24 protein-coding genes are annotated in these 20,421 nt (G+C 36.9%); 14 read left to right on the forward strand and 10 right to left on the reverse strand.

Features of this window, described 5'->3' with window-relative positions; all coding sequences use genetic code 11:
• Positions 1-23: 23 nt before the first annotated feature.
• The 8 genes from CDOMC_RS08385 (at position 24) to CDOMC_RS08420 (ending at position 7,100) form a co-directional block, all read left to right on the forward strand.
• Positions 24-1,292, forward strand: a complete 1,269-nt coding sequence (locus CDOMC_RS08385; protein ID WP_172129291.1) for an anthranilate synthase component I family protein — start codon at positions 24-26, stop codon at positions 1,290-1,292.
• Entirely contained in the window at positions 1,289-2,893 is a 1,605-nt protein-coding gene (trpD, locus tag CDOMC_RS08390; RefSeq protein ID WP_172129293.1) for an anthranilate phosphoribosyltransferase, read from the forward strand. The genes CDOMC_RS08385 and trpD overlap by 4 nt, the downstream gene beginning before the upstream one ends.
• Complete coding sequence (locus CDOMC_RS08395) at positions 2,890-3,543, forward strand: phosphoribosylanthranilate isomerase (RefSeq protein ID WP_172129295.1); 654 nt, start codon at positions 2,890-2,892, stop codon at positions 3,541-3,543. Before trpD ends, CDOMC_RS08395 begins: the two co-directional genes overlap by 4 nt.
• A complete protein-coding gene (gene trpB / locus CDOMC_RS08400; RefSeq protein ID WP_172129296.1) occupies positions 3,533-4,714 on the forward strand; it encodes a tryptophan synthase subunit beta in 1,182 nt (393 codons plus the stop codon). The genes CDOMC_RS08395 and trpB overlap by 11 nt, the downstream gene beginning before the upstream one ends.
• A complete protein-coding gene (gene trpA / locus CDOMC_RS08405; RefSeq protein ID WP_172129298.1) occupies positions 4,707-5,456 on the forward strand; it encodes a tryptophan synthase subunit alpha in 750 nt (249 codons plus the stop codon). The genes trpB and trpA overlap by 8 nt, the downstream gene beginning before the upstream one ends.
• A 62-nt stretch (positions 5,457-5,518) precedes the next feature.
• Entirely contained in the window at positions 5,519-5,938 is a 420-nt protein-coding gene (locus CDOMC_RS08410; protein ID WP_172129300.1) for a restriction endonuclease, read from the forward strand.
• Positions 5,939-5,997: 59 nt separating this feature from the next.
• Positions 5,998-6,249: a flagellar motor switch protein FliN gene (gene fliN / locus CDOMC_RS08415; RefSeq protein ID WP_442861622.1), complete on the forward strand. Its 252-nt coding sequence runs from the start codon at positions 5,998-6,000 to the stop codon at positions 6,247-6,249.
• Entirely contained in the window at positions 6,246-7,100 is an 855-nt protein-coding gene (locus tag CDOMC_RS08420; RefSeq protein WP_169973450.1) for an excinuclease ABC subunit A, read from the forward strand. The genes fliN and CDOMC_RS08420 overlap by 4 nt, the downstream gene beginning before the upstream one ends.
• Here the strand turns inward: CDOMC_RS08420 and CDOMC_RS08425 are convergent.
• The 9 genes from CDOMC_RS08425 to CDOMC_RS08465 all read right to left on the reverse strand — a co-directional run bounded on the left by CDOMC_RS08425 (position 7,093) and on the right by CDOMC_RS08465 (position 16,204).
• Positions 7,093-8,544 (reverse strand): Ppx/GppA phosphatase family protein, encoded by a 1,452-nt coding sequence (locus CDOMC_RS08425; RefSeq protein WP_172129304.1) that lies wholly within the window; start codon positions 8,542-8,544, stop codon positions 7,093-7,095. The two genes, CDOMC_RS08420 and CDOMC_RS08425, sit on opposite strands and share 8 nt — an antisense overlap.
• 15 nt (positions 8,545-8,559) lie before the next feature.
• Positions 8,560-9,792, reverse strand: coding sequence for a HAMP domain-containing sensor histidine kinase (locus CDOMC_RS08430; RefSeq protein ID WP_172129306.1), 1,233 nt, complete (start codon positions 9,790-9,792; stop codon positions 8,560-8,562).
• 38 nt (positions 9,793-9,830) lie between these two features.
• Complete coding sequence (gene hsrA, locus CDOMC_RS08435; protein ID WP_169973454.1) at positions 9,831-10,502, reverse strand: homeostatic response regulator transcription factor HsrA; 672 nt, start codon at positions 10,500-10,502, stop codon at positions 9,831-9,833.
• Positions 10,503-10,582: 80 nt separating this feature from the next.
• Positions 10,583-10,900: a dihydroneopterin aldolase gene (locus tag CDOMC_RS08440; RefSeq protein WP_236861308.1), complete on the reverse strand. Its 318-nt coding sequence runs from the start codon at positions 10,898-10,900 to the stop codon at positions 10,583-10,585.
• A complete protein-coding gene (plsY, locus tag CDOMC_RS08445; RefSeq protein WP_172129308.1) occupies positions 10,897-11,511 on the reverse strand; it encodes a glycerol-3-phosphate 1-O-acyltransferase PlsY in 615 nt (204 codons plus the stop codon). The genes CDOMC_RS08440 and plsY overlap by 4 nt, the downstream gene beginning before the upstream one ends.
• Before the next feature lie 109 nt (positions 11,512-11,620).
• Positions 11,621-12,301 carry a hypothetical protein gene (locus tag CDOMC_RS08450; protein WP_172129310.1) on the reverse strand — a complete coding sequence of 227 codons (681 nt, stop codon included), beginning with the start codon at positions 12,299-12,301 and terminating at the stop codon, positions 11,621-11,623.
• A gap of 82 nt (positions 12,302-12,383) precedes the next feature.
• The gene (locus CDOMC_RS08455; protein WP_172129312.1) at positions 12,384-14,672 is read right to left on the reverse strand and encodes a helicase HerA domain-containing protein; all 2,289 of its coding nucleotides are present in this window, start codon (positions 14,670-14,672) and stop codon (positions 12,384-12,386) included.
• A gap of 3 nt (positions 14,673-14,675) precedes the next feature.
• Positions 14,676-15,401, reverse strand: a complete 726-nt coding sequence (locus CDOMC_RS08460) for a PilZ domain-containing protein (protein ID WP_172129314.1) — start codon at positions 15,399-15,401, stop codon at positions 14,676-14,678.
• Positions 15,402-15,604: 203 nt separating this feature from the next.
• Positions 15,605-16,204, reverse strand: a complete 600-nt coding sequence (locus tag CDOMC_RS08465; protein ID WP_169973459.1) for a peroxiredoxin — start codon at positions 16,202-16,204, stop codon at positions 15,605-15,607.
• A 175-nt stretch (positions 16,205-16,379) separates the two neighbouring features.
• On the opposite strand from CDOMC_RS08465, the gene CDOMC_RS08470 reads away from it, so the two are divergent.
• The 6 genes from CDOMC_RS08470 (at position 16,380) to CDOMC_RS08495 (ending at position 19,688) form a co-directional block, all read left to right on the forward strand.
• Positions 16,380-16,664, forward strand: a complete 285-nt coding sequence (locus tag CDOMC_RS08470) for a DUF362 domain-containing protein (protein ID WP_172129316.1) — start codon at positions 16,380-16,382, stop codon at positions 16,662-16,664.
• Between the two features lie 102 nt (positions 16,665-16,766).
• Positions 16,767-17,180, forward strand: a complete 414-nt coding sequence (gene ndk, locus CDOMC_RS08475) for a nucleoside-diphosphate kinase (RefSeq protein ID WP_172129318.1) — start codon at positions 16,767-16,769, stop codon at positions 17,178-17,180.
• A gap of 8 nt (positions 17,181-17,188) precedes the next feature.
• Entirely contained in the window at positions 17,189-17,545 is a 357-nt protein-coding gene (locus CDOMC_RS08480) for a hypothetical protein (RefSeq protein WP_172129320.1), read from the forward strand.
• Positions 17,546-17,556: 11 nt separating this feature from the next.
• Entirely contained in the window at positions 17,557-17,703 is a 147-nt protein-coding gene (gene rpmF, locus CDOMC_RS08485) for a 50S ribosomal protein L32 (RefSeq protein ID WP_172129322.1), read from the forward strand.
• A gap of 5 nt (positions 17,704-17,708) precedes the next feature.
• Entirely contained in the window at positions 17,709-18,698 is a 990-nt protein-coding gene (gene plsX, locus CDOMC_RS08490; RefSeq protein WP_172129324.1) for a phosphate acyltransferase PlsX, read from the forward strand.
• 3 nt (positions 18,699-18,701) lie between these two features.
• Positions 18,702-19,688 (forward strand): beta-ketoacyl-ACP synthase III, encoded by a 987-nt coding sequence (locus CDOMC_RS08495; protein WP_172129325.1) that lies wholly within the window; start codon positions 18,702-18,704, stop codon positions 19,686-19,688.
• Positions 19,689-19,722: 34 nt separating this feature from the next.
• On the opposite strand, the gene CDOMC_RS08500 is transcribed toward CDOMC_RS08495, so the two are convergent.
• Positions 19,723-20,361 (reverse strand): Crp/Fnr family transcriptional regulator, encoded by a 639-nt coding sequence (locus CDOMC_RS08500; protein ID WP_172129327.1) that lies wholly within the window; start codon positions 20,359-20,361, stop codon positions 19,723-19,725.
• Between the last annotated feature and the right edge of the window lie 60 nt (positions 20,362-20,421).

Consider the following 20,421-nt stretch of genomic DNA (forward strand, 5'->3'; position numbering starts at 1 on the left):
TCACTTATTTTTTAGGATTTGACATGCTTTTATTAGAGCCTTTGGTTTATTACGAAGCCATCAAAAATAAATTTGCAAACAGCTTTTTAGCAGAAGACTCCACTCAAGCTATCATCGGCATAGACTGCGAATACATAAGCAGCGATGAGGTTGATTTTACAGGGCTTCAGAGCTATTTTTTAGCTCAAAAACACAGCGCACCTTTTGCGGGACTTTTTGGTGTTTTAGGATATGAAAGCGTTAGATATTTTGAGAAAATTCCAGAATTTCAAAGCTCGCAGTATGAATTTCCAAATTTTTTCTACGCAAATGCAAGAGCCTATCTGCACTTTGATAAAACAAGCAAAATTTATACGTTTTACGGTGATAAAGCCAAATACTACGACTTTTTAAAAGAGATTAAAGAGCCAAATTTAACCACCAAAGAGAGCTTTTATCAAATTTGCACTGACTTAGACAAAGAGCGCAAGCACTTTTTAGATATGACTCAAAAAGCCAAGGAGTATCTATACAGCGGAGATATATTTCAAGTCGTGCTAAGCGAGCAGCTAAAGCTAGTTAGCGACATGGACAGCCTTGAGTTTTATAAGCTCTTAAGCAAGGCAAATCCAAGCCCTTATATGTTTCATTTCCCCACTCTGCACGGCGATATCGTGGGCTCAAGCCCGGAGCTAGTCTGCGAGATAAGAAACTCTCAAATTTTCGTAGCTCCCATTGCAGGCACAAGGGGTCGCGGCAAAGACGCCATAGAAGATGAGAGGCTAAAAAACGAGCTTATAAACGATGAAAAAGAGCTCGCCGAGCATAAAATGCTAATCGACTTAGCCAGAAACGACATCGGACGCGTGGCGAAAAGCTCAAGCGTAAGCGTGAAAAACCCGATGCACGTAGTCTTTTATGAGAGTGTAATGCACATGGCTAGCGACGTTTACGGCATTAAGCGCGATGATGCAAGCTCTTTTGAGGTTGTTTCCAGCGTTTTTCCTGCCGGTACACTTAGCGGAACACCAAAAATTCGCGCTATGGAGATCATCTCGGAGCTTGAAACCTACAAGCGAAACGCATACGGAGGCGGAATAGGATTTTTCCATTTTAACAGCAACGTGCAGCAAGCTATCCTCATAAGAAGCGCGGTTTTTGTGCCCAAAAACGGCTCTAGCGAAGTATTTATCCAAGCTGGTGCAGGTATCGTCATAGATAGCGTTGCTCAAAACGAATACAAAGAAATTTGCAAAAAACGTGCTTCAGTGCTAAACGTCTTTAAAAACAACGCAAGGGAAATTCATAAATGATACTTCTGATAGATAACTACGACAGCTTCGTATTTAACGTCGAGCAATACATCAAAGAGCTAACCGACGAAGAGGTCATAAGCGTACGAAATGACAAGATCACGCTTGAAGAGATTCGCAGGCTAAATCCAAGCAAGATCGTGCTAAGTCCCGGGCCAAAACATCCAAAAGATAGCGGAGTTTGCCTTGAAATTTTAAAAAGCGATTTAAATGTGCCGATTTTAGGAATTTGCCTTGGACATCAGGCGATCGGGCTAGTTGGCGGCGCGGTCATAAAGCGCCTTGAAAAGCCATTTCACGGCAAGACTTCATTCATCGATGCGCTTGAGGAAAGCCCGCTTTTTGAGGGGCTACCTAGCAAATTTGAGGTTATGCGATATCACTCGCTTTATGTGGATGAGCTGCCTGCGAATTTAAAAGCCCTTGCGGTAAGCGAAGATGGCGTCATAATGGCGCTTTGCGATGTGAACCGACCTATTTTTGGCATACAGTTTCACCCTGAAAGCTACTTCACGCAATACGGTAAAAAGATAATCGAAAATTTCCTAAACTTTAAAAGCGAAGCCAAAATACAAGAGAGCGAACCTGCGAATTTCAAGAGGTTTTTAATCAAGCTTCAAGATAACGTCGGGCTTGACGATAGGGATTTTGAGCAAATTTGCGCGCTGATAGCTTCAAAGGATTACGAGATAACGCAGCTTGCAGCGCTTTTGGTGCTAATTAGCGAAAAGAGTCTTTATCCAAAGAGTCTTGCAAGCCTCGTTAAAAACATCTTAAAATACTCCCAAACCTACCGCGACGCTTCGCCGATGATAGATCTGTGCGGAACGGGTGGCGATGGGCTTAAGACGATAAATATCTCAACTGCGGTTTCGTTTATCCTTGCAAGCCTTGGCGTTAAAGTCGCAAAGCACGGCAACAAGGCGATTTCAAGCAGATCGGGCAGCTCGGATGTGCTTGAAGGCATAAATTTAACCATGTCAAATTCACTAAGCACTCTAAGAGAGCTGCTTGATGAGAAAAATTTAGCCTTTTTCCATGCGCCGTTTTTTCATCCGCTAGTTGCCGAGGTCAAAGAAGTGCGAGCACGCCTTGGCATAAGGACGGTGTTTAACGTGCTTGGGCCTATGCTAAATCCAAATTTAAGCCTTAAGAACCAACTTGTAGGCGTATATCACAAGCCTGTTTTGAAGCTTTATGCGCAGACTTTAAAGCTACTTGGGCGCGAGCATGCGCTGGTGGTACGCGGTGAGGACGGTCTTGATGAGATAAGTTTATGCGATGAGACAAAGATAATCGAGCTTAAAAACGGCGAAATTTACGAATACTCCGTAACTCCGGAGCAGTTTGGCTTTAAACGAGCATTTCACAGCGAGATAGAGGGCGGAACTCCCGAAGAAAACGCACAAACTTTGGTTAAAATTTTAAAAGGCAAGGAAAGAGGAGCGAAATTTGATATAGTCGTGCTAAACGCGATGTTTGCGCTTTATACGGCAAATTTTGTCGCAAACCCGATGGACGCAAAGGACGTTATAGTCAAGGCGATTGATAGCGGGCAAGTTTATAAATACTTTAAAGATTATATCGGGGCAAAATCATGAAAACAGAGCTTAAAATTTGCGGTATCAAAAGCGAGTCCGAGGCTAAAAGCGTGCTTGAACTCGGAGTAAAATTTATCGGCGTAATCCTTGCAAAAAGCCCAAGGCAAGTAGATATCAAAACCACTCGGCAGATAGCGAATTTAGTCCATAAATTCGGTGCGAAATGCGTAGGCGTCTTTGTGGGTGCAAGTGAGTGCGCTTTGTCATCACGAGGCGAGCAGAGCAGCTGCGAGATAATGGAAATTTGCGAGTTTGCAGGGCTTGACATAGCTCAAATTTACGGAGAGATAAGCCAAAATTTGTACGCAAATTTAAAAGATCTTGGAGTTAGCGTCTGGAAAGTTTTAAGCGTAAAAGATGAGCTTGTCAGCACAAACGAACCGCACGATCTAGTTCTTTATGACTACAAAGGCGAAAATTTAGGCGGAAACGGAGTAAGTTTTAACTGGCAAATTTTAAAAGATTTAAAGCCTTTTAGTTTCGCATTAGCAGGCGGTATAGACGAAACAAACGCGTTTGAAGCGCTTAAATTTAAGCCTAAAATTTTGGATATAAACTCACGAGTCGAAGATGAAAATATGATAAAAATTCCAAGCAAGATAAAAGAAATTTTAGACATCGTAAATAAGGAAAAAGGCAATGAACACTAAAGCATATTTTGGTAAATTTGGCGGGCAGTTCGTGCCTGAAACGGTTATGTTCGCGCTTGAAGAGCTTGAAGAAGCTTACGAAAAGATAGCCGGCACGCAGGAGTTTAAAGACGAGCTTAACGATCTGCTAAAGCACTATGTGGGTCGCCCTAGCCCGCTTTATCACGCAAAGCGACTAAGCGAGCATTATGGGCATGAAATTTATCTAAAACGCGAAGATCTAAACCACACCGGCGCTCACAAGATAAATAACGCCCTCGGTCAAGCCCTATTAGCTAAAAAAATGGGCAAAAAAAAGCTCTTAGCCGAAACGGGAGCGGGACAGCACGGAGTGGCGACTGCGACTGCTGCGGCACTTCTTGGGCTAGAGTGCGATGTGTATATGGGCGCAACCGATGTGGCGCGCCAGCAACTAAATGCCTTTAGAATGGATCTGCTCGGCGCAAAAGTTGTAAGCATTCACGACGGCTTAAAAACGCTTAAAGAGGCTACAACAGCAGCGATTCAAGCATGGGTAAATGAGATAGAAAGCAGCTTTTACGTCATAGGCTCTGCCGTGGGTCCTCATCCATACCCAAAAATCGTGCGAGAACTTCAAAGCGTCATCGGTAGCGAGACAAAAGAGCAGCTAAAAGAATACGGAGTAAAGGCCGACTACATCATAGCTTGCGTAGGCGGCGGAAGCAATGCGATAGGAATTTTTAGCGGATTTTTAGAAGATATTAGCGTAAATTTAGTGGGCATAGAAGCAGCCGGACTTGGAGCGGATACTCCATATCACGCAGCCACGCTTACCAAAGGGCGCGAAGGCATCATACACGGCATGAAGACTATCGTGTTACAAGATGACTTCGGCATGATAGCGCCCGTACATAGTATCTCGGCGGGTCTTGACTACCCGGGAGTGGGACCTGAGCATGCGCACCTGCACGATATAAAGCGCGTAAAATATCAAGCCGTAAGCGATGATGAGTGCATAAACGCGCTTCGTCTTACAAGCCGCCTTGAAGGCATAATCCCTGCGATAGAGAGCTCGCATGCGCTTGCGTATTTAGAAAAACTATGTCCGAATTTAGATAAAAAAAGCGTTATCGTAGTAAACGTATCGGGCAGAGGCGATAAAGATATGAACACGGTAATGAGCTATGAGAAAGGAAAAATTTATGGCTAAGATATCCAAAGCCTTTGAGGGCAAAAAAGCAAACATCGGCTACATAGTAGCGGGCTATCCGAGCATTGAGCACACGCGCGAATTTTTACTAAATTTAGACACTAGCTCGCTTGATCTGCTTGAGCTTGGAATTCCTTACTCAGACCCGCTGGCAGACGGCAAGCTTATAGCCGAAGCAAGCTTTGAAGCGGTAACAAACGGCGTAAATACAGAGAGAATTTTTAGCCTTCTTGAAGAGTGCAAGCAAAGCGTAAATAAGCCGCTTGTCTTTTTGGTTTATTACAATATCATCTTCGCTTACGGAGTGGAAAAATTCATCGCGCGCTCAAGTGAGGTCGGTATAAGCGGGTTTATCATCCCTGATCTGCCGTATGAAGAGTGCGAAGAGGTAAGCGGGCTATGCTCTAAATTCGGGCTTGATCTGGTGCCATTAATAAGTGTTACCTCGGCTCACAGAACGGATAAAATTTTAAGCATTGGCTCAGGATTTATCTACGCTCTTGGCGCGGTAGGAGTAAGCGGATCGCAGCGGGCCAGCATAGATAGGCTTAAAAATTTAGTCTCGGATTTAAAGCAAAAGAGCGATTTGCCCGTAGCCGTAGGCTTTGGCGTGAAAAACAGTTCTGACGTTAGCGAAGTCAAAAGCTTTGCAGACGGAGCGATAATCGGCACCGAAATCGTCAAGCTAACGGCTAAATTTAAGGGCGAAGAGCTTATGCGCGAGATAGAAAAGCTTTTTTGATTTAGGCTAATTTATATAAATTTAAAGTATAATTAGAGCTATTTGAAGTCAAGGAAATTAAAATGATGGATATAATTGAGCTTGGTGTAAAGCACCTTTGCGAAGATACCTTGGGATATAAAATAAGTGATGCAAAAACGTTAAATGGTGAATTTTATGGCTCTAGCTTACCTATTTATAAAGGCAAAGACGAATATCAATTCTATCTATATTTTAAAAAAGAGACTTTAAATCAGTTTGCTAAAATTTTATTAGGAATAGACGAATTGGCAGAAGATGAGCTAAGCGACATCTGCAAAGAAAGTGCAAATTTAGCAATAGGATATGCTAAAAATCTACTTAATGAACGTGAAAATAACGCCTATAAAATGGGTACTCCAGAATATCTTGGACGCATGCAAGGATTTCCTGTAAAGCTTGAAGAAAAGAGAATTTACAAAATAAAAAATAGAACATTTCAAATAGGGTACAAAAAGGCATGAATCAGGAGCTAGAACAAATTTTAGAAAAAAACGGACTTTTTAAAAGCTATGACGAGTTAATGGATATAAGCGTAGATTTTATCTCCGAACTTGGCACGACAACAATTAGCGTAAGAGAGCTTTTAAAGCTTGAAAACGGCTCAGTTATAGATCTTGAAAAGCCTGCCGGCGAAAGTGTGGAACTCTTCATCAACAACCGAATTTTTGGCAAGGGCGAAGTAATGGTGTATGAGAAAAATTTAGCTATCCGCATAAATGAAATTTTAGACTCAAAATCAGTAATTCAATACTTCAAAAGAGAGCAATTATGAGAAATTTGCTTGCTATTTTTGCTTTTACCGTCTCATTATTTGCCTCAAACCTACTCACATATAATATATATGAAAGAAGCGATAGGGTCGATGTAATGCTTTCATTTGACGCACCTTACGAGGGAAATATATTCCAAAAGCGTGAAAACGATATGACAATGCTTATATTTAACGGGCTAAATTTCGATCAGGCTGTTGAAAAAAACTTAAACTCAAAAATACTTCAAGAACTATACATAGAACCCAAGCAAAATAGCGTAGTTTTAAGCATAAAAAGCAGTTCTTCAATAGGAGTAATGGCTTCTAAAACCTCTGACGGATTTGGACTCAGAATCAGAGTCGTAAGCACAGCTGCCGCCTCAACTAAAAACGAGCAACCTATTTCACAAAGCGAACAGATAATCCAGCCCAAAACGTCTACAACTATAAATACTCAGCCTGATATACAAAATATCTTTGACGCAAGATATTATATGGTAATAGGTGTTCTTATAGCCTTTGCCATAGCTCTTTGGCTGCTTAAAAACTTTATAGTCAAAAAAACAGGAGGCAGCAGAAAACTAAATCTTGCCGGATGGCTAAATAGCGATAAAAGTCAGGATGTAAAAATTTTATATGAAAAACCGCTTGATAGAACAAACAAGGTTATGCTATTAAACCATCAAAACAAAAAATACCTTGTCTTGGTGGGCAGTTCAAATGTGCTACTAGATAAATTTGGTGAAGACACTATTAATAGCGAAAATGACTTTGAGGCATTTTTTGAAGAAAATCGTAAGAGAATAGGACAGTATCTTGAAGATAGGCAAAATGCCTTGAGCGCATACAAGGACAAAGCTAGCCTCAACTAACGAAGCTTATTGCAAATGTCGCAGGCTTAGCGATCTTTTTAATATTCTCTTTTGTCATAAATTGCTCTTTTGCCCCGCTAATTTCAAGCATTTGGCTTTTAAGCTCAAATTTTAGCTTCTTATGCGTGCAGTTTATATCCAATATCTTAGCAAAATTTAGAATAAAACTCAGCCATTTTACAATATCTTCTTCGGGCAAAAGATCTCTGAATTTCTCAAATTCTCCTAGAGTTTTTTTACCATTTAATCCTATAATGGTTGCTATAAGTGCTTTTTGTCTATGTGAAAAGCCATAATTTAAAGCGTTTATAACAAAATTTGCAGAATTTATATGCTCTCCGTAAAATCCTAAACATTGTCCTAGATTATGAAGTCTAGCGGCGGTCTCAAGTTCATATATAAACTTATCATCGATTCCGTGAAGCGGTTTAAGCGTTACAAAAGCATCTTTTGCATATTTTACGACCATTTTGTTGTTATTTAGCAAAAATCTATCTTGCAAACTTCTTACGCTAGTATTGAAATTTGGCGGAAATTTCTTACTAGGGCGCAATATATCGCTTAGGTAGACACCCTCTCTAAATCCTACACCACTTGTATACACATGCTCACATTTTAAGCTATTTACCACACTTAAAAATATATAAGCACCCTCCCTAATGGTATCAAAACGATCTTTTTTAATATAAAATTTATCGAGATCAAGCACGCTTGCTTTGGTTAAATTTTGTATAAATTCCTTTTGCGATTCAAATTTATAGCTAAAGTTATGAACCGATCTTAAAGGATAGTTTTGCGCTTGCATAATAGCGCTTGATATAGCTCTTAAGCTTCCACCTATTGTCACTATATTTTTGCTTTTAAAGTTTTTTGGCAGATCTTTTAAAATTTCTTTCATAAAATCATTAAGACCTTTTAAATTTTTCTTATCGAAAAATAGCTCTTTTAGTCTTACCGTGCCTACATCAAGAGAAACGGCATCTACTATTTTTGCGTCTTTAATCATAGCAAGTTCAGTCGAGCCTCCACCTATATCAATCGTAATAAACTCGCTCATAGGCTCAAGCAAATTTAAAGCCGCAATCCCGCCCAAGCTAGCCTCATCAATCCCTTTTACAACTTTTAAATTAAGTCCCAAATTTCGTCTAATCAGGCTTATTAGTTCATTTGAATTGGGAGCGTCTCTAAGGGCTGAAGTACCCATACAAAATATTTTATTACACTTATACGCTTTAGCTATGCTTTTAAATTCACAAAATGCCTCATAAGCTTTTTGCATCGATTTTTCACTTATTGCACCGCCATTTTCATAGGCACTTTCACCGAGCCTAACCTTCATCTTAAATTCGCCCAGTATATAAAACGCATATCTTGAGGTTCTCTCAAATATGGCCATTCTCATAGAATTTGACCCAAGATCTATAACAGCTGTTCGTTTTGCCATATACCGCTCTTTGATTTATTTTTTTATATTTCTTAATATTGGTAAAACAAGCGAAGAAACCGCTCCTTTTGCTCCGTCAGCTCTATTTTTTATACTAACGCTTCCGCCTAGAGCTTGAGCCGCACCTTTGGCTAAAAATAGCCCGAGACCCGCACCGCTTTTATTTCCGAATCGTTTAAACGGAGCAAAAAGATCTTTGCTCTCATCTATACCTATACCTTCATCAATTACTTCTACAACAAATTCTTCATCTTTTAATCTTGAAACTATCGTGATTGTAGATTTTTGAGGGGAAAATTTGATTGCATTTTGAAAAAAATTTTGAATAATATGAGTTAGTAATGTAGGCTGCAGAGTCATTTTAAGAGTTTTCGGGGATAAATTTATCATAACATCCTTGTCATCGCCACGGGCTAAAATTTTAAAATTATTAGCCATTTTATCCAAAAATTCTATGATATCTATCTGAACCGCCTCCTCAAACTGAGCTCCCTCCTGACGCCCGATTTCAAGGATAGATCCTATCATCTTATTCATACTATTTATCTCTTCATTATTGTTTTTAAGAGCCTCTATATACTTTTCGCTATCTCTAGGTTTTAACAAAGTCACTTCATTTTTAGTTTTCATCACGGCAAGAGGGGTTTTTAGCTCATGCGCAACACCGACAAAAAGCTCCTTTTGATACAATACAAAAGTCTGTATTCTACCTATTAGACGATTAATGCTCTTGCCAAGCGGAGTAAATTCATCAGGCAACTCATCTATACTTACCTCTTTTAAAAATCTTTCATTCAATTTACTAAGCTTTGAACTTAAAATTTTAATAGGAACAAGCAACATTCTTGATAAAAAGAGAGCATAAAAAAGCACTAAAAATATAGCCGTTGCATTTACTATCATAATATCTACTAAAATTTGATCTATAAGTTTGTTTTGCATAGATGTCTCTTTAGTAAGAGTTATGTATGAATTTTCTAGATACGGAAAATAGAGTTTTAGATAAGTTTTATTTCCAACTTTTTCATTTACGAAATACGGATTTTTAGTTTTTGAATCTTTTGTTATTATATTTACTGTAGTTATACTTCCGTCAAGAGTTCCGTATTCTAAACTACCTCTTTTTTGGCTTAAATTTGAACTTGTAGATAGAATTTTGGCCTCATACATCAAAGACTGAGAGATACCCTCATAGATAGTTGCTTTGATGTAGTAATACAACATTACTGAAATGATGACAATTAGCATCGCCGAAGCGGATGCTAATTGAATTATAAATCTGGCCCTTAAGCTTTTTTTGGAAAGCAAAATCTATATCCGCGTCTTCTAACGGTTTCGATTGTAGATATATTTAGTGGTTTATCCATTTTTTGGCGAATTTGATTGATTGCCACCTCTATTACATTTGGAGTGACAAGCTCAGGCTCCTCCCAAATAGCATCTAACAGCTGCTCTTTAGATACGATTTGATCAGAATGGCGAGCAAGGTGAGTTAATACCTCAAAAGGTTTTCCTTTTAGCTCAATATCTTGACCAAGATATGTTATTTTCTCCTCGTCCGGATCTATTATCAGATCATCGATTTTAATAACATTTGTTCCGCCAAATCTTAATCTTGCTTCTATTCTTGCTACCAATACATCAAAATCAAAAGGTTTTTTAATATAATCGTCCGCACCTACTCTAAATGCCTTAACTTCGCTATCCTTATCATCTTTTGCAGATAAAACTACAACAGCTGTTCTTGGAGATTTATTCTTTATAACACTAATTAGATCTACGCCATCTCCATCAGGCAACATCCAGTCTGTCAGTACAAGATCGTAATTTCTGATGCCTATATAGTATTCTGCATCTTTAAAATTTTCAGAACTGTCAGTCTGATATCCAAATTCTTGTAAGCCTTCAGCAATCGTTTTATTTAACGTTACTTCGTCTTCAACTATTAAAATTCTCATTTTATTAATCCTTGAGGGTGTAAATTATAGGCGGATTGTATCATAAATTAAGGATAATTTCAAGATACTTTAAAAAAAATTTAATATTTGTCCTCAAACCTGGCTCCAACCAAGGCATTATTAAGAATTTCTGTTTTTAAAATTTCCATTTTCAGTGAAGTGAGTGAACTAAATTTATCTTTGAGACTTTTGGCGCATACTTCAAGTGAATTTTCAACTGTTTTAAATTTATACTCATTATATATAAACTCTATATAATTTATAACTTCGACATAGTCTATAAAATCACTACTTTGAAATTCTACACTGATGCGCACCTTCTGCGAGTTTGTACGTTCAAATTCAAGTAGACCTATAATAGTTTCAAACTCATAATCTTTAATGAGCGTAGTTATCATATAACCTTGCTTTCTTGTCCGCTAAATAGTCTTTTGATATTCGGAATATGCTTATAAAACACAACAAAGGCTATTATAAAAATTGGTGCATGAGAGTTGATATCAGGGATTTGTGGATGAATTATAAGAGATGAAATAATAAATGCAAGAAGTGCCGCCAAAGAGGCTAAAGAGCTAATTTTCAATACTCTTCCAATTAAAAACCAAACAACAAGAGCTATAAGAATTTCGATAGGTAAAAACACCATCAAAACACCCGCTCCTGTGGCAACTCCTTTACCACCTTCAAATTTCAAAAATGGAGAATAGCAGTGACCGATAACTGAAAAAACAGCCATCGCCCAAAACGTAGCAGGACTAAGCCCTATAAATTTAGCTATAAGTATAGGCACAACACCTTTTAAGATATCTAGCACAACTGTTAAAATAGCGATCTTCTTAGCAAGCTTTGGATCTTTTTGTTTTAAAACGCGAAGCACATTGGTAGCTCCAATACTCTTGCTGCCTTCATTTTGTATATTTACATTGCCAAAAATTTTAGCAAGAATAAGCCCGAATGGGATTCCGCCAAGTGCATAAGCAAGGATGTAAGCTATAATATTTTCGTTCATCTTTTTTCCTAATTTTGTTTAAAAATATTATAGTAGTTAAATTTGTCTGATTTTCTTATAAATTTATGAGAAATGAAATTTTGGCAGAGCATATCCTCTGCCAAAATTATTAAATATCTATTTGAATTTCACTTTCTATTTTAATAGATATAGTAGTATTTGCTGATTGTGATGAAACATCACTATCTTTGTATTCAATTTCGCAAGAAGCCAATGTGTCTTTATTAGAGTTCAAGCTATTTTCTAAGGCGTAATCTTTATTGCTCATATCAAGCATATCTTTAGCTGATATTTTTTCCATATCGTTATTTTGCACAAATTTACTCTGATCTTCTTGCTTGATAGAATTACCAATATTAGAAATATTACTTAAGTCAAGAGTATGTCCGCTTGAGATGCTTACATGCTCTATATTATTAGCATTATCAATAGATTTAGAATCTAAACCATTATTTAAGTCAGCCAAAAAACTTTCAGTAGTCATATGATCTATGGCTTCAAAACTTTGAATTTCTAGAATTGCTTTCTCTAGCGATACTTCTCGTAAATTTGATTCATCTCCAAAACTCTCTGAGCTAATTATACTTTGATCTATTTTTAGACTATCTATCCCTATCAGGGCTATATCTTCTGTTCCAAAAGACAATACAATACTATCATTTTCTGAGCTTGTAAATACAGTGTCACTTACGTTTAAAATATCACCTTCATTAAGCTCTCTTTCTTGACTTCGGACATCTACGACAATAGCTTTTCCTATTATCTCTTTTACGAAACCCGAATTACTCATGATTCTCCTCTTTTTATATTTTTGTGTAATTGTATTAGAAAATATTTGGTTTGTATATTGTACTTTGGTACAATTAGACTAATTATCTCCAGAGAAGATAGACCTTTTCACCGTATATATCACTATTTTTAGGAGATATTTCAATTTCTTTTATAGTAATATTTTGTATATCATTTTTTGATCTTAGCTCACTTGCTTCATTTTCAAAATTACTCATAAGCTCTTCAATTTGTGCCTCTATATCAGCTACTACTTGTTCGCTAAGCTTTACATCATCACGCTCTTTTAGGATCTTATTTGCACTCTTTGCCGAGCTTGCTACCTTGCCTAAATTTGAACGAGTTAGCAAATTTCTACCAAAAATCGCGCCAAGTATGCTTGTGCCAACACTGATAGCTGCTTCAAGTCCTTTTGATTTGACCTCTTTTTGCTCTTTTTCCAGCTTTATCAAAGCTTTATTTAATTTGTCTTCAAGTTTTGCTTTTTCTTTTTCAAATTTTTCAGTCAGCTTGGCGGTCTCAGCCTCTAAAATTTCATTACATTTATCGCTTAATCTTAGATAAAATTCTTCCTTGCTCTCACTTGGGTAGGAATTTAATCCAAGTACACTAAAAAGGCTAAGTTTTACATTTCTATAAACGTAATCTTTAAAATTTTTAGCCACAGCTTTAAAATCTTTTGCGTTTGTTATCATCGAAGGAAGCGCGCCGAAAGAGACCTTGCCGTTTGGCTCGCCAGAAGCACTTATACGCACATCCTCGCTAGCCTCGTTCCAGTCAATTTCGTTTTGTTCCTCATCAAGCCTATAAAGAAAACTCACGTCTTTAGTGTGATCAAGCCCTTTTTTAGCGTCATAAAATCTAACTTTCGCCTTTGCGTAAAGATAACCCTCAAGTTCATCGCTGCTTGAAGCATAAATTTGCTCGATTTGTGGCGAGATGATAGGCTTTGCGCTACTTTTTACGCTCTGTTTTTTCTCGCTTATTTCAGCATTTTCTTGCTTTTTATCTTTCATTAAATTTGAAATTTGTTCGCGGCTTAAAGGTCCTTTTAGATAGCTTAACGCCCATCGAGTAGAGATGACGCTAAGGCCGTCTTCGTGGATATTTTTAAGCAAGAAATTTCGCTTAGCTAAATTTGAGATGAGATTTTCTATCTCGGATTTATCCATGTCCGAGCCTGAAATTCCGGTCATACCATCTATAACGCGCGCTTTATCTTGCGCGGTTTGAAGCCTACCGATAAACCAAGTTCCAATGTTGCTAAGTCCTTTATAGTCAAGATCAACCGGGTTTTGCGTGCTTAGGATGACACCGAGTCCATGCGCGCGAGCTTGCTTTAAAAGCGTTAACATAGGAGTTTTTGAAGGCGGATTGCTGTTTGGCGGGAAAAATCCAAAAATTTCATCCATATATAAAATCGCTCTAAGAGAGCTAGTTCCCTCAGTCTTTCTCATCCAAGCGATGATCTCATTAAGCAAAAGTGTCACGAAAAACATCCGCTCGCTGTCTTTGAGGTGCGAGATCGTAAAGATATTACAACGCGCTTTGCCGTTTTTATCAAAGAGCATTTTACCTATATTTAGCCGCTCGCCGCTTAGCCAAGCCTTAAAATCAGGACTTGCAAGAAGTGTATTTATCTTGATGGCAAGTTTCATGCGGTCGCTTGAAGGATAAAATTTCTCTACATCAAACACGCCTATTTTCGCAAATGGTGGAGTCGCGATAAAGCCTATGAGCTCTTCAAGCGTTACATCTGCGCCTTCTTTAAATTTATGCGTGAATATGTTTGAGATAAGCAAATGCTCTTTGGAATTTACGTCATTATCAACACCGATAAGCGATAAAATCGAGCTTGCAATCGAGCTTACATACTCGCTAAATTCCTCTTCATTTTCTATATGCGGGCAAGCAAAATCGCCAAGCAAAGCCACTCCAACGCCAGAAGAGCTCTTTGGAGTGTAAATTTTAAGCTCTACACTCTCTTTAAAGGTTTTTACACGCTCTAAGTTTTGGAACGAATTTTCTATCCCCTTTTTCCATGTTTCGCTCTCGTTTTTGGCAAGCTCTTCTACACTTAAGCCCTTGTTTTGAGCCTCACTTTCTTCGATATAAGGCAAGAAATCCTCGGCCTTCATATCCTCAAAAGCAAGCGCTAAATTCATCATATCGCCCTTTGGATCGATGATGATAGATGGGATATTATCTATACAAGCCTCTTCTAAAATCGTTATACCAAGACCGGTTTTACCACTTCCCGTCATGCCTATGATAGCCGCGTGAGTGGTTAGATCCTTGTTTTTATATAAAAACGGCTCTTTATCTTTAAGTCCTACGTAAAATAACTTTAAATTTTCTTGTATAGTTTTCATAAATTATTGATATAAATTGAGCTGCTCTTTTAATTCTTTGATAGTCTCTATTACACGCTCTTTTGTGAATTGATTTATAACCTCTTGTACATCTTGCCCATCTATAATTTGGCAACAGTACCTCACAGCTCCTCTATAAACTAGCTCTACTATCAATTTTAAATTAACTTCTATATCTTTTATCTCTTTGGTTGTAGGAATTTCTAAAGAAAATTTGGCTTTTATAGTACCACCACTTCTAAATGTGCCACAGTTTGTACTAACTACACCTATTCCACCCTCTGAAATATCGTATAAATTTCCTTGAATTTCTCCATTTTCATCACTTAATATAACTTTAGTGTAACGATTAGGATACACTCTTTGGAATTTTCTTAAATTTGCATGGAGATTATTTGCATATGTGAAATTTTTCAAAGTTACAGTTGAGCTTGCTATATCTACAGATACTATATCCGCCACTATGTTTTTTGCAAAATATTCATCTTGTACTATATAAGCATTTCTCTCCTCTTTCATAGCCAAAATCTGCATAAGATTAACTTCGCATACAACATACTCATTTTCAACAGACAAAACTTTACCAAAACACTCTACTTTTACACCATTATATAAATTTAGAAAATGTACAGAATGCACTTTTTCTATAATTTTTTTAAAAACATCAATAGCGCCTTCAAGTATTGTTGCTTTTCCGCCATTAAAACTAAAATGCAGGTCTTTATTCATATACTACCTCCTACATAATTTTACAATAAAGTAAAAAATTACTAATTATAGTAAAAATTTCTTATTTTTTTTATTAATCGTTAAAAAATAATTTGAGTTTTAAAAAATATATAAAATTTAAAGTTTGATGTATTCGATGTAAGATTATAAAAGAGACGGATGCACCGTCTCTTGATTTTTAAGATATAAAAATATTTATGAAATTATAGTTTATCTGCGTTATGTGCTAGATAGTCAGCTACTCCAGCCGTATCAGCTTTCATACCCTTATCACCCCTATTCCATCCTGCTGGGCAAACCTCGCCATGCTCGTTTGTAAATATCATAGTATCAACCATTCTTATCATCTCGTCTATATTTCTTCCAAGAGGCAGGTCATTTACTACTGCATGGCGAACCGTGCCGTCTTTATCCAATAAGAAAGATCCGCGCAGTGCAACACCGGCCTCATCAATTAACACGTCAAATCCGCGTGCAATCTCTTTTGTCATATCAGCTACTATAGGGAAGCGAACTTGACCTATTCCGCCTTTGCTTACTGGAGTCTCTTTCCATGCAAAATGGGAGAATTGATTATCGCAAGATACAGCTATAACCTCTATACCACGAGACTTAAACTCATCATATCTCTTATCAAATGCTATTATCTCACTTGGGCAAACAAAGGTAAAATCCATTGGATAGAAAAATACTACAGCGCCTTTTTCGCCAATATTTTTATATAGGTTGAAATCGTTTACGATTTGATTATTACCTAAAACTGCCGCAGCTGTAAAATCAGGTGCTTTTTTTGTTACTATCATTAATGTCTCCTTAATAAATAATTTTTATTATTAGCGAAATTATATCGTCTAAAGTTTAATAATAGATAAATTTGTAAAAATACAAATTTAAATCCAAAAAATAAAATTTATTTTTTTATATCAAATTTAAAAATATTTTGATATTGTTACGAAAATTTTAATTTAAGGAGAAAAAATGTCAGTAAAAATTACAGATATTTGTATCAGTTGCGGATCGTGCATAGACGAATGTCCAGTAGAAGCCATAGTAGATGATAGCGATAATCCAACAGGAGAAGATATATACTATGTATATGCAGATAAATGCGTAGAGTGCGTAGGACATAATGATGAGCCGGCCTGTGCATCAGCCTGTCCAACCGACGGCTGTATCGTATGGGATATGCCTTACGAAGGCCAGCCGTCACGCAGTGAGATTAGTGCAGACATGAGAAAGGGCGAAACTGCTGTTATAGCTTAAAATTTTAAAAAATAAGCCCAAAAAAGGGCTTATTTTGTTTTTAATAATTTTTTTGATATAATCCCCTCTCTTAAAACAAAATAAACAATACAAGGAAATTTTATGCAAAGAACACTTTCTATCATAAAGCCTGATGCTGTAAAAAAAGGCGTAATCGGTAAAATAGTAGATAGATTTGAAAGCAACGGACTTAGAATAGCTGCTATGAAAAAAATTAGACTGAGCAAATGCGATGCTAAGAAATTTTATGCAGTTCATTCAGAGAGACCATTTTTCAATGATTTGGTTGAATTTATGACTAGCGGACCAGTTGTTGTTATGGTTCTTGAGGGAGAAAATGCGGTAGCTAAAAATAGAGAGCTAATGGGCGCAACAAATCCTAAAGAAGCCGCTCCTGGAACTATTAGAGCCGATTTTGCAGAAAATATTGATGCAAATGCGGTCCATGGAAGCGACAGTCTAGAAAATGCAAAAATAGAAATTGAATTTTTCTTTGCATCCAGAGATATCTGCTAAGGAAAATTTTGAAAATAGCATTTGCAAAAATTGCAAACAATCAAATTCCGTTTGATATAAAAAGAGAAAATCTTAGCTTTAGCGGAAATTTAAAAAGAGTAAATTCCGATCTAGTAGAGTGTAAAGCTCTAATAAGTGGCAATATGAGCCACAACTGCGATAGATGTGGCGAAGATATAATACTAAGTCCAAAAGAGAATTTAAATCTACTTATAAGTGATGGGATTTATAAAGATAGCGAAGAAAAACTTGAAGATGTTATCGAATTTTTCGATGGATATATAGATCTAGAAGAGATATTATCAAGTGAAATAGAAGCTTTTAAGAGTGACTATTTTTACTGTAAAGATTGTGAAAATTTATAAAGGAGAATAACATGGCAGTACCTAAGAGAAGAGTGAGTCATACACGTGCAGCAAAACGTAGAACACACTATAAAGTAACACTTCCTATACCTGTTAAAGATAAAGACGGTTCATGGAAAATGCCTCATCGTGCAAACAAAACCACTGGTGAGTACTAAAAAATATGACAAGCATTTGCATTGATGCAATGGGTGGAGACTTTGGTCCTAAACCAATAATAGAGGGTGTTGTAGAGGCTTTAGAAACTGTTAAATTTAGTGCTGTTTTGGCAGGAAAAGAAGAAGTTTTAAAACCTCTAGTACCATCTCATCTACAAAAATACATAAGCTACATAGAAGCAACCGAAACAATATCAATGTCTGATGGTGCCACAAATGCACTAAAGAAAAAAGATAGCACAATATATAAGGCTATAGAACTCCTAAAAAACAAAGAAGTTAAAGCCGTAGTTTCGGCAGGTCATAGCGGTGCCACAATGAGTCTAGCTACTCTTAGAGTAGGCAGAATTCAAAACGTATTGCGCCCTGCGATTGCTACGCTTATGCCAAATGTTTTGGGCAAAAAAACTCTTGTAATGGATGTCGGAGCCAACGTAGATTGTAAAGCGGAACATCTTTTTCAGTTTGCAATCATGGGCGAAGCTTACGTAAAAGAAATTCTTAAAATAAAAAACCCAAAAATAGGACTTCTTTCAAACGGCGAGGAAGAAAGTAAGGGTAATGAGGTTACAAAAGAAGCCTTTAGCCTAATGTCTAAATTAGATTGCTTTGTAGGCAATGTCGAAGGCAATCAAATTTTTGACGGAAGCGTAGATGTAGTAATATGCGATGGCTTTGTAGGAAATATTTTGCTTAAAACAAGCGAGGGTGTAGCTGACGCTATAACAAAAATAATAAAAAAACATGTTAAAAAATCCCCTATAGCAATAGCCGGCTCACTTCTAATGAAAAAGGTTTTTAAAACTTTAAAACAACAAGTCGATTATGATGAATACGGAGGAGCTCCGCTACTTGGTGTAGATGGTTGCGTAATCATAAGCCATGGCAAAAGCAATGCAAAAGCTATAAAAAATGCTATATTTCAGGCTCTAAACTTTGCAGATTCAGATATAAATAAAGTTATCAAAGACGAGCTTTTAAGCTTTGTAAGGTAACTGATGAAAAAATCCTCTCTTATCTCAATCGGCGCTTATGTTCCAAAGGACACTCTTACAAATTTTGACCTTGAAAAAATGGTCGAAACAAGCGATGAGTGGATTGTGAAACGCACAGGAATTCATACTAGACACATTGCAACAGGTGAAATTACGAGTGAAATAGCCACAAAGGCTGCTTTAGTAGCAATTCAAAGAGCGGATATTGATATTAAAGAGATAGATGCTATCATATGCGCCACGATTAGCCCGGATCACTTTTGCATGCCGTCAACAGCTTGTAAAATAGCTAAAAATTTAGGATTAGAAGAAATAACAGCATTTGATATAAGTGCTGCTTGCACAGGCTTTATCTACCTTCTTGAGCTTGCAAAATCTCTTGTAGAAAGCGGTGCTAAAAAAAATGTCCTAATTATAGGAGCGGAAAAACTGAGTTCAATAGTTGATTACAGCGACCGCAGCACCTGCATACTTTTTGGAGATGGTGGCGGAGCGGCTATAATAAGCGCTAGAGACAATAATGAGATCTTGGATGTTCATACAGCGAGCGATGGAAATTTTGCTGATCTACTTATAACTCCAGGCGGAGGTAGCGCCAATCCAGCCTCGCAAGCAATGCTCGAAAATAAACTAAATTTTATCCATATGGCTGGAAATGAGGTCTTTAAAATCGCAGTACAAACACTTACAAAAAGTGTTATAGATATACTTAATAAAAATGGCATTACAAGTGATAAAGTAGACCTTTTTATACCTCATCAGGCAAATTTACGTATCATAGAAGCTGTCAAACAAAGACTAAATTTTACAGATAGTCAATGTGTAGTCACTGTAGGAAAATACGGAAATACAAGCGCAGCATCAATACCAATGGCTATAAATGATGCTTACGAAGAAGGAAGGCTTAAAAATGGAGATCTTATACTTCTTGATGCTTTTGGAGGTGGATTTACATGGGGAAGTGCACTGCTAAAATTTGGCGGCAGATAGAATCTACTAAAATTTTTCGCTTCTTTAAAAATTTTTAAGTCTCATACAACTCTTTAAGCTTATCATGATTTAGTATCTTGATATTCTTATTTGCATCGATAGATATATATCCATTTTTCTTAAATTTTGTAATTACCCTTGAAAAGGTCTCAGGAGTGGTATTTAACATTTGAGCTATTTGAGCATATTTTTTAGAAGGAAGACCATCTTGATATTCACTTATAAAAAGCGCTATCTTACCCTCTACTCCAAGAGCAATTTCACGATGAAGCATGCCTTGTACGAGTCTAAAATTTTCAGATAAGGATTTAATAATCTCCATGCATAAATTTGCATCGCTCATAAAATTTTTCTTAAATTTATCAAAATCTATCATTAAAACTTCAGAATCTTCAACAAAAACCGCAGATCCGTTAAAAGGTGTATCTCCAAAATTTGCAAATTTTGCTACAGGAGAGACAGGCAAAAATTCGTGGACAAACACCTCTTTACCTTTTGGAGAGGTCTTATATATCTTAATTCTACCCTTAAGAAGCACATAAAACCACTTAGGAATCTCTCCTTCCATAAATAAGAATTCATCCTTATTATAGCGTCTTATTATGCTTATACTCTCAAGCCTATCAAGCTGTTCATCTGTCAGCGTCTTAAAAATCTCAATATCTTTTAGCATAACCAACCCCTTTATTTGGCATTTTATAAAATCTAAAATTAATTTTCAATATTTAATTGT

Origin of the sequence: Campylobacter sp. RM16192, assembly GCF_004803855.2 — a bacterium.
Lineage (GTDB): Bacteria > Campylobacterota > Campylobacteria > Campylobacterales > Campylobacteraceae > Campylobacter_A.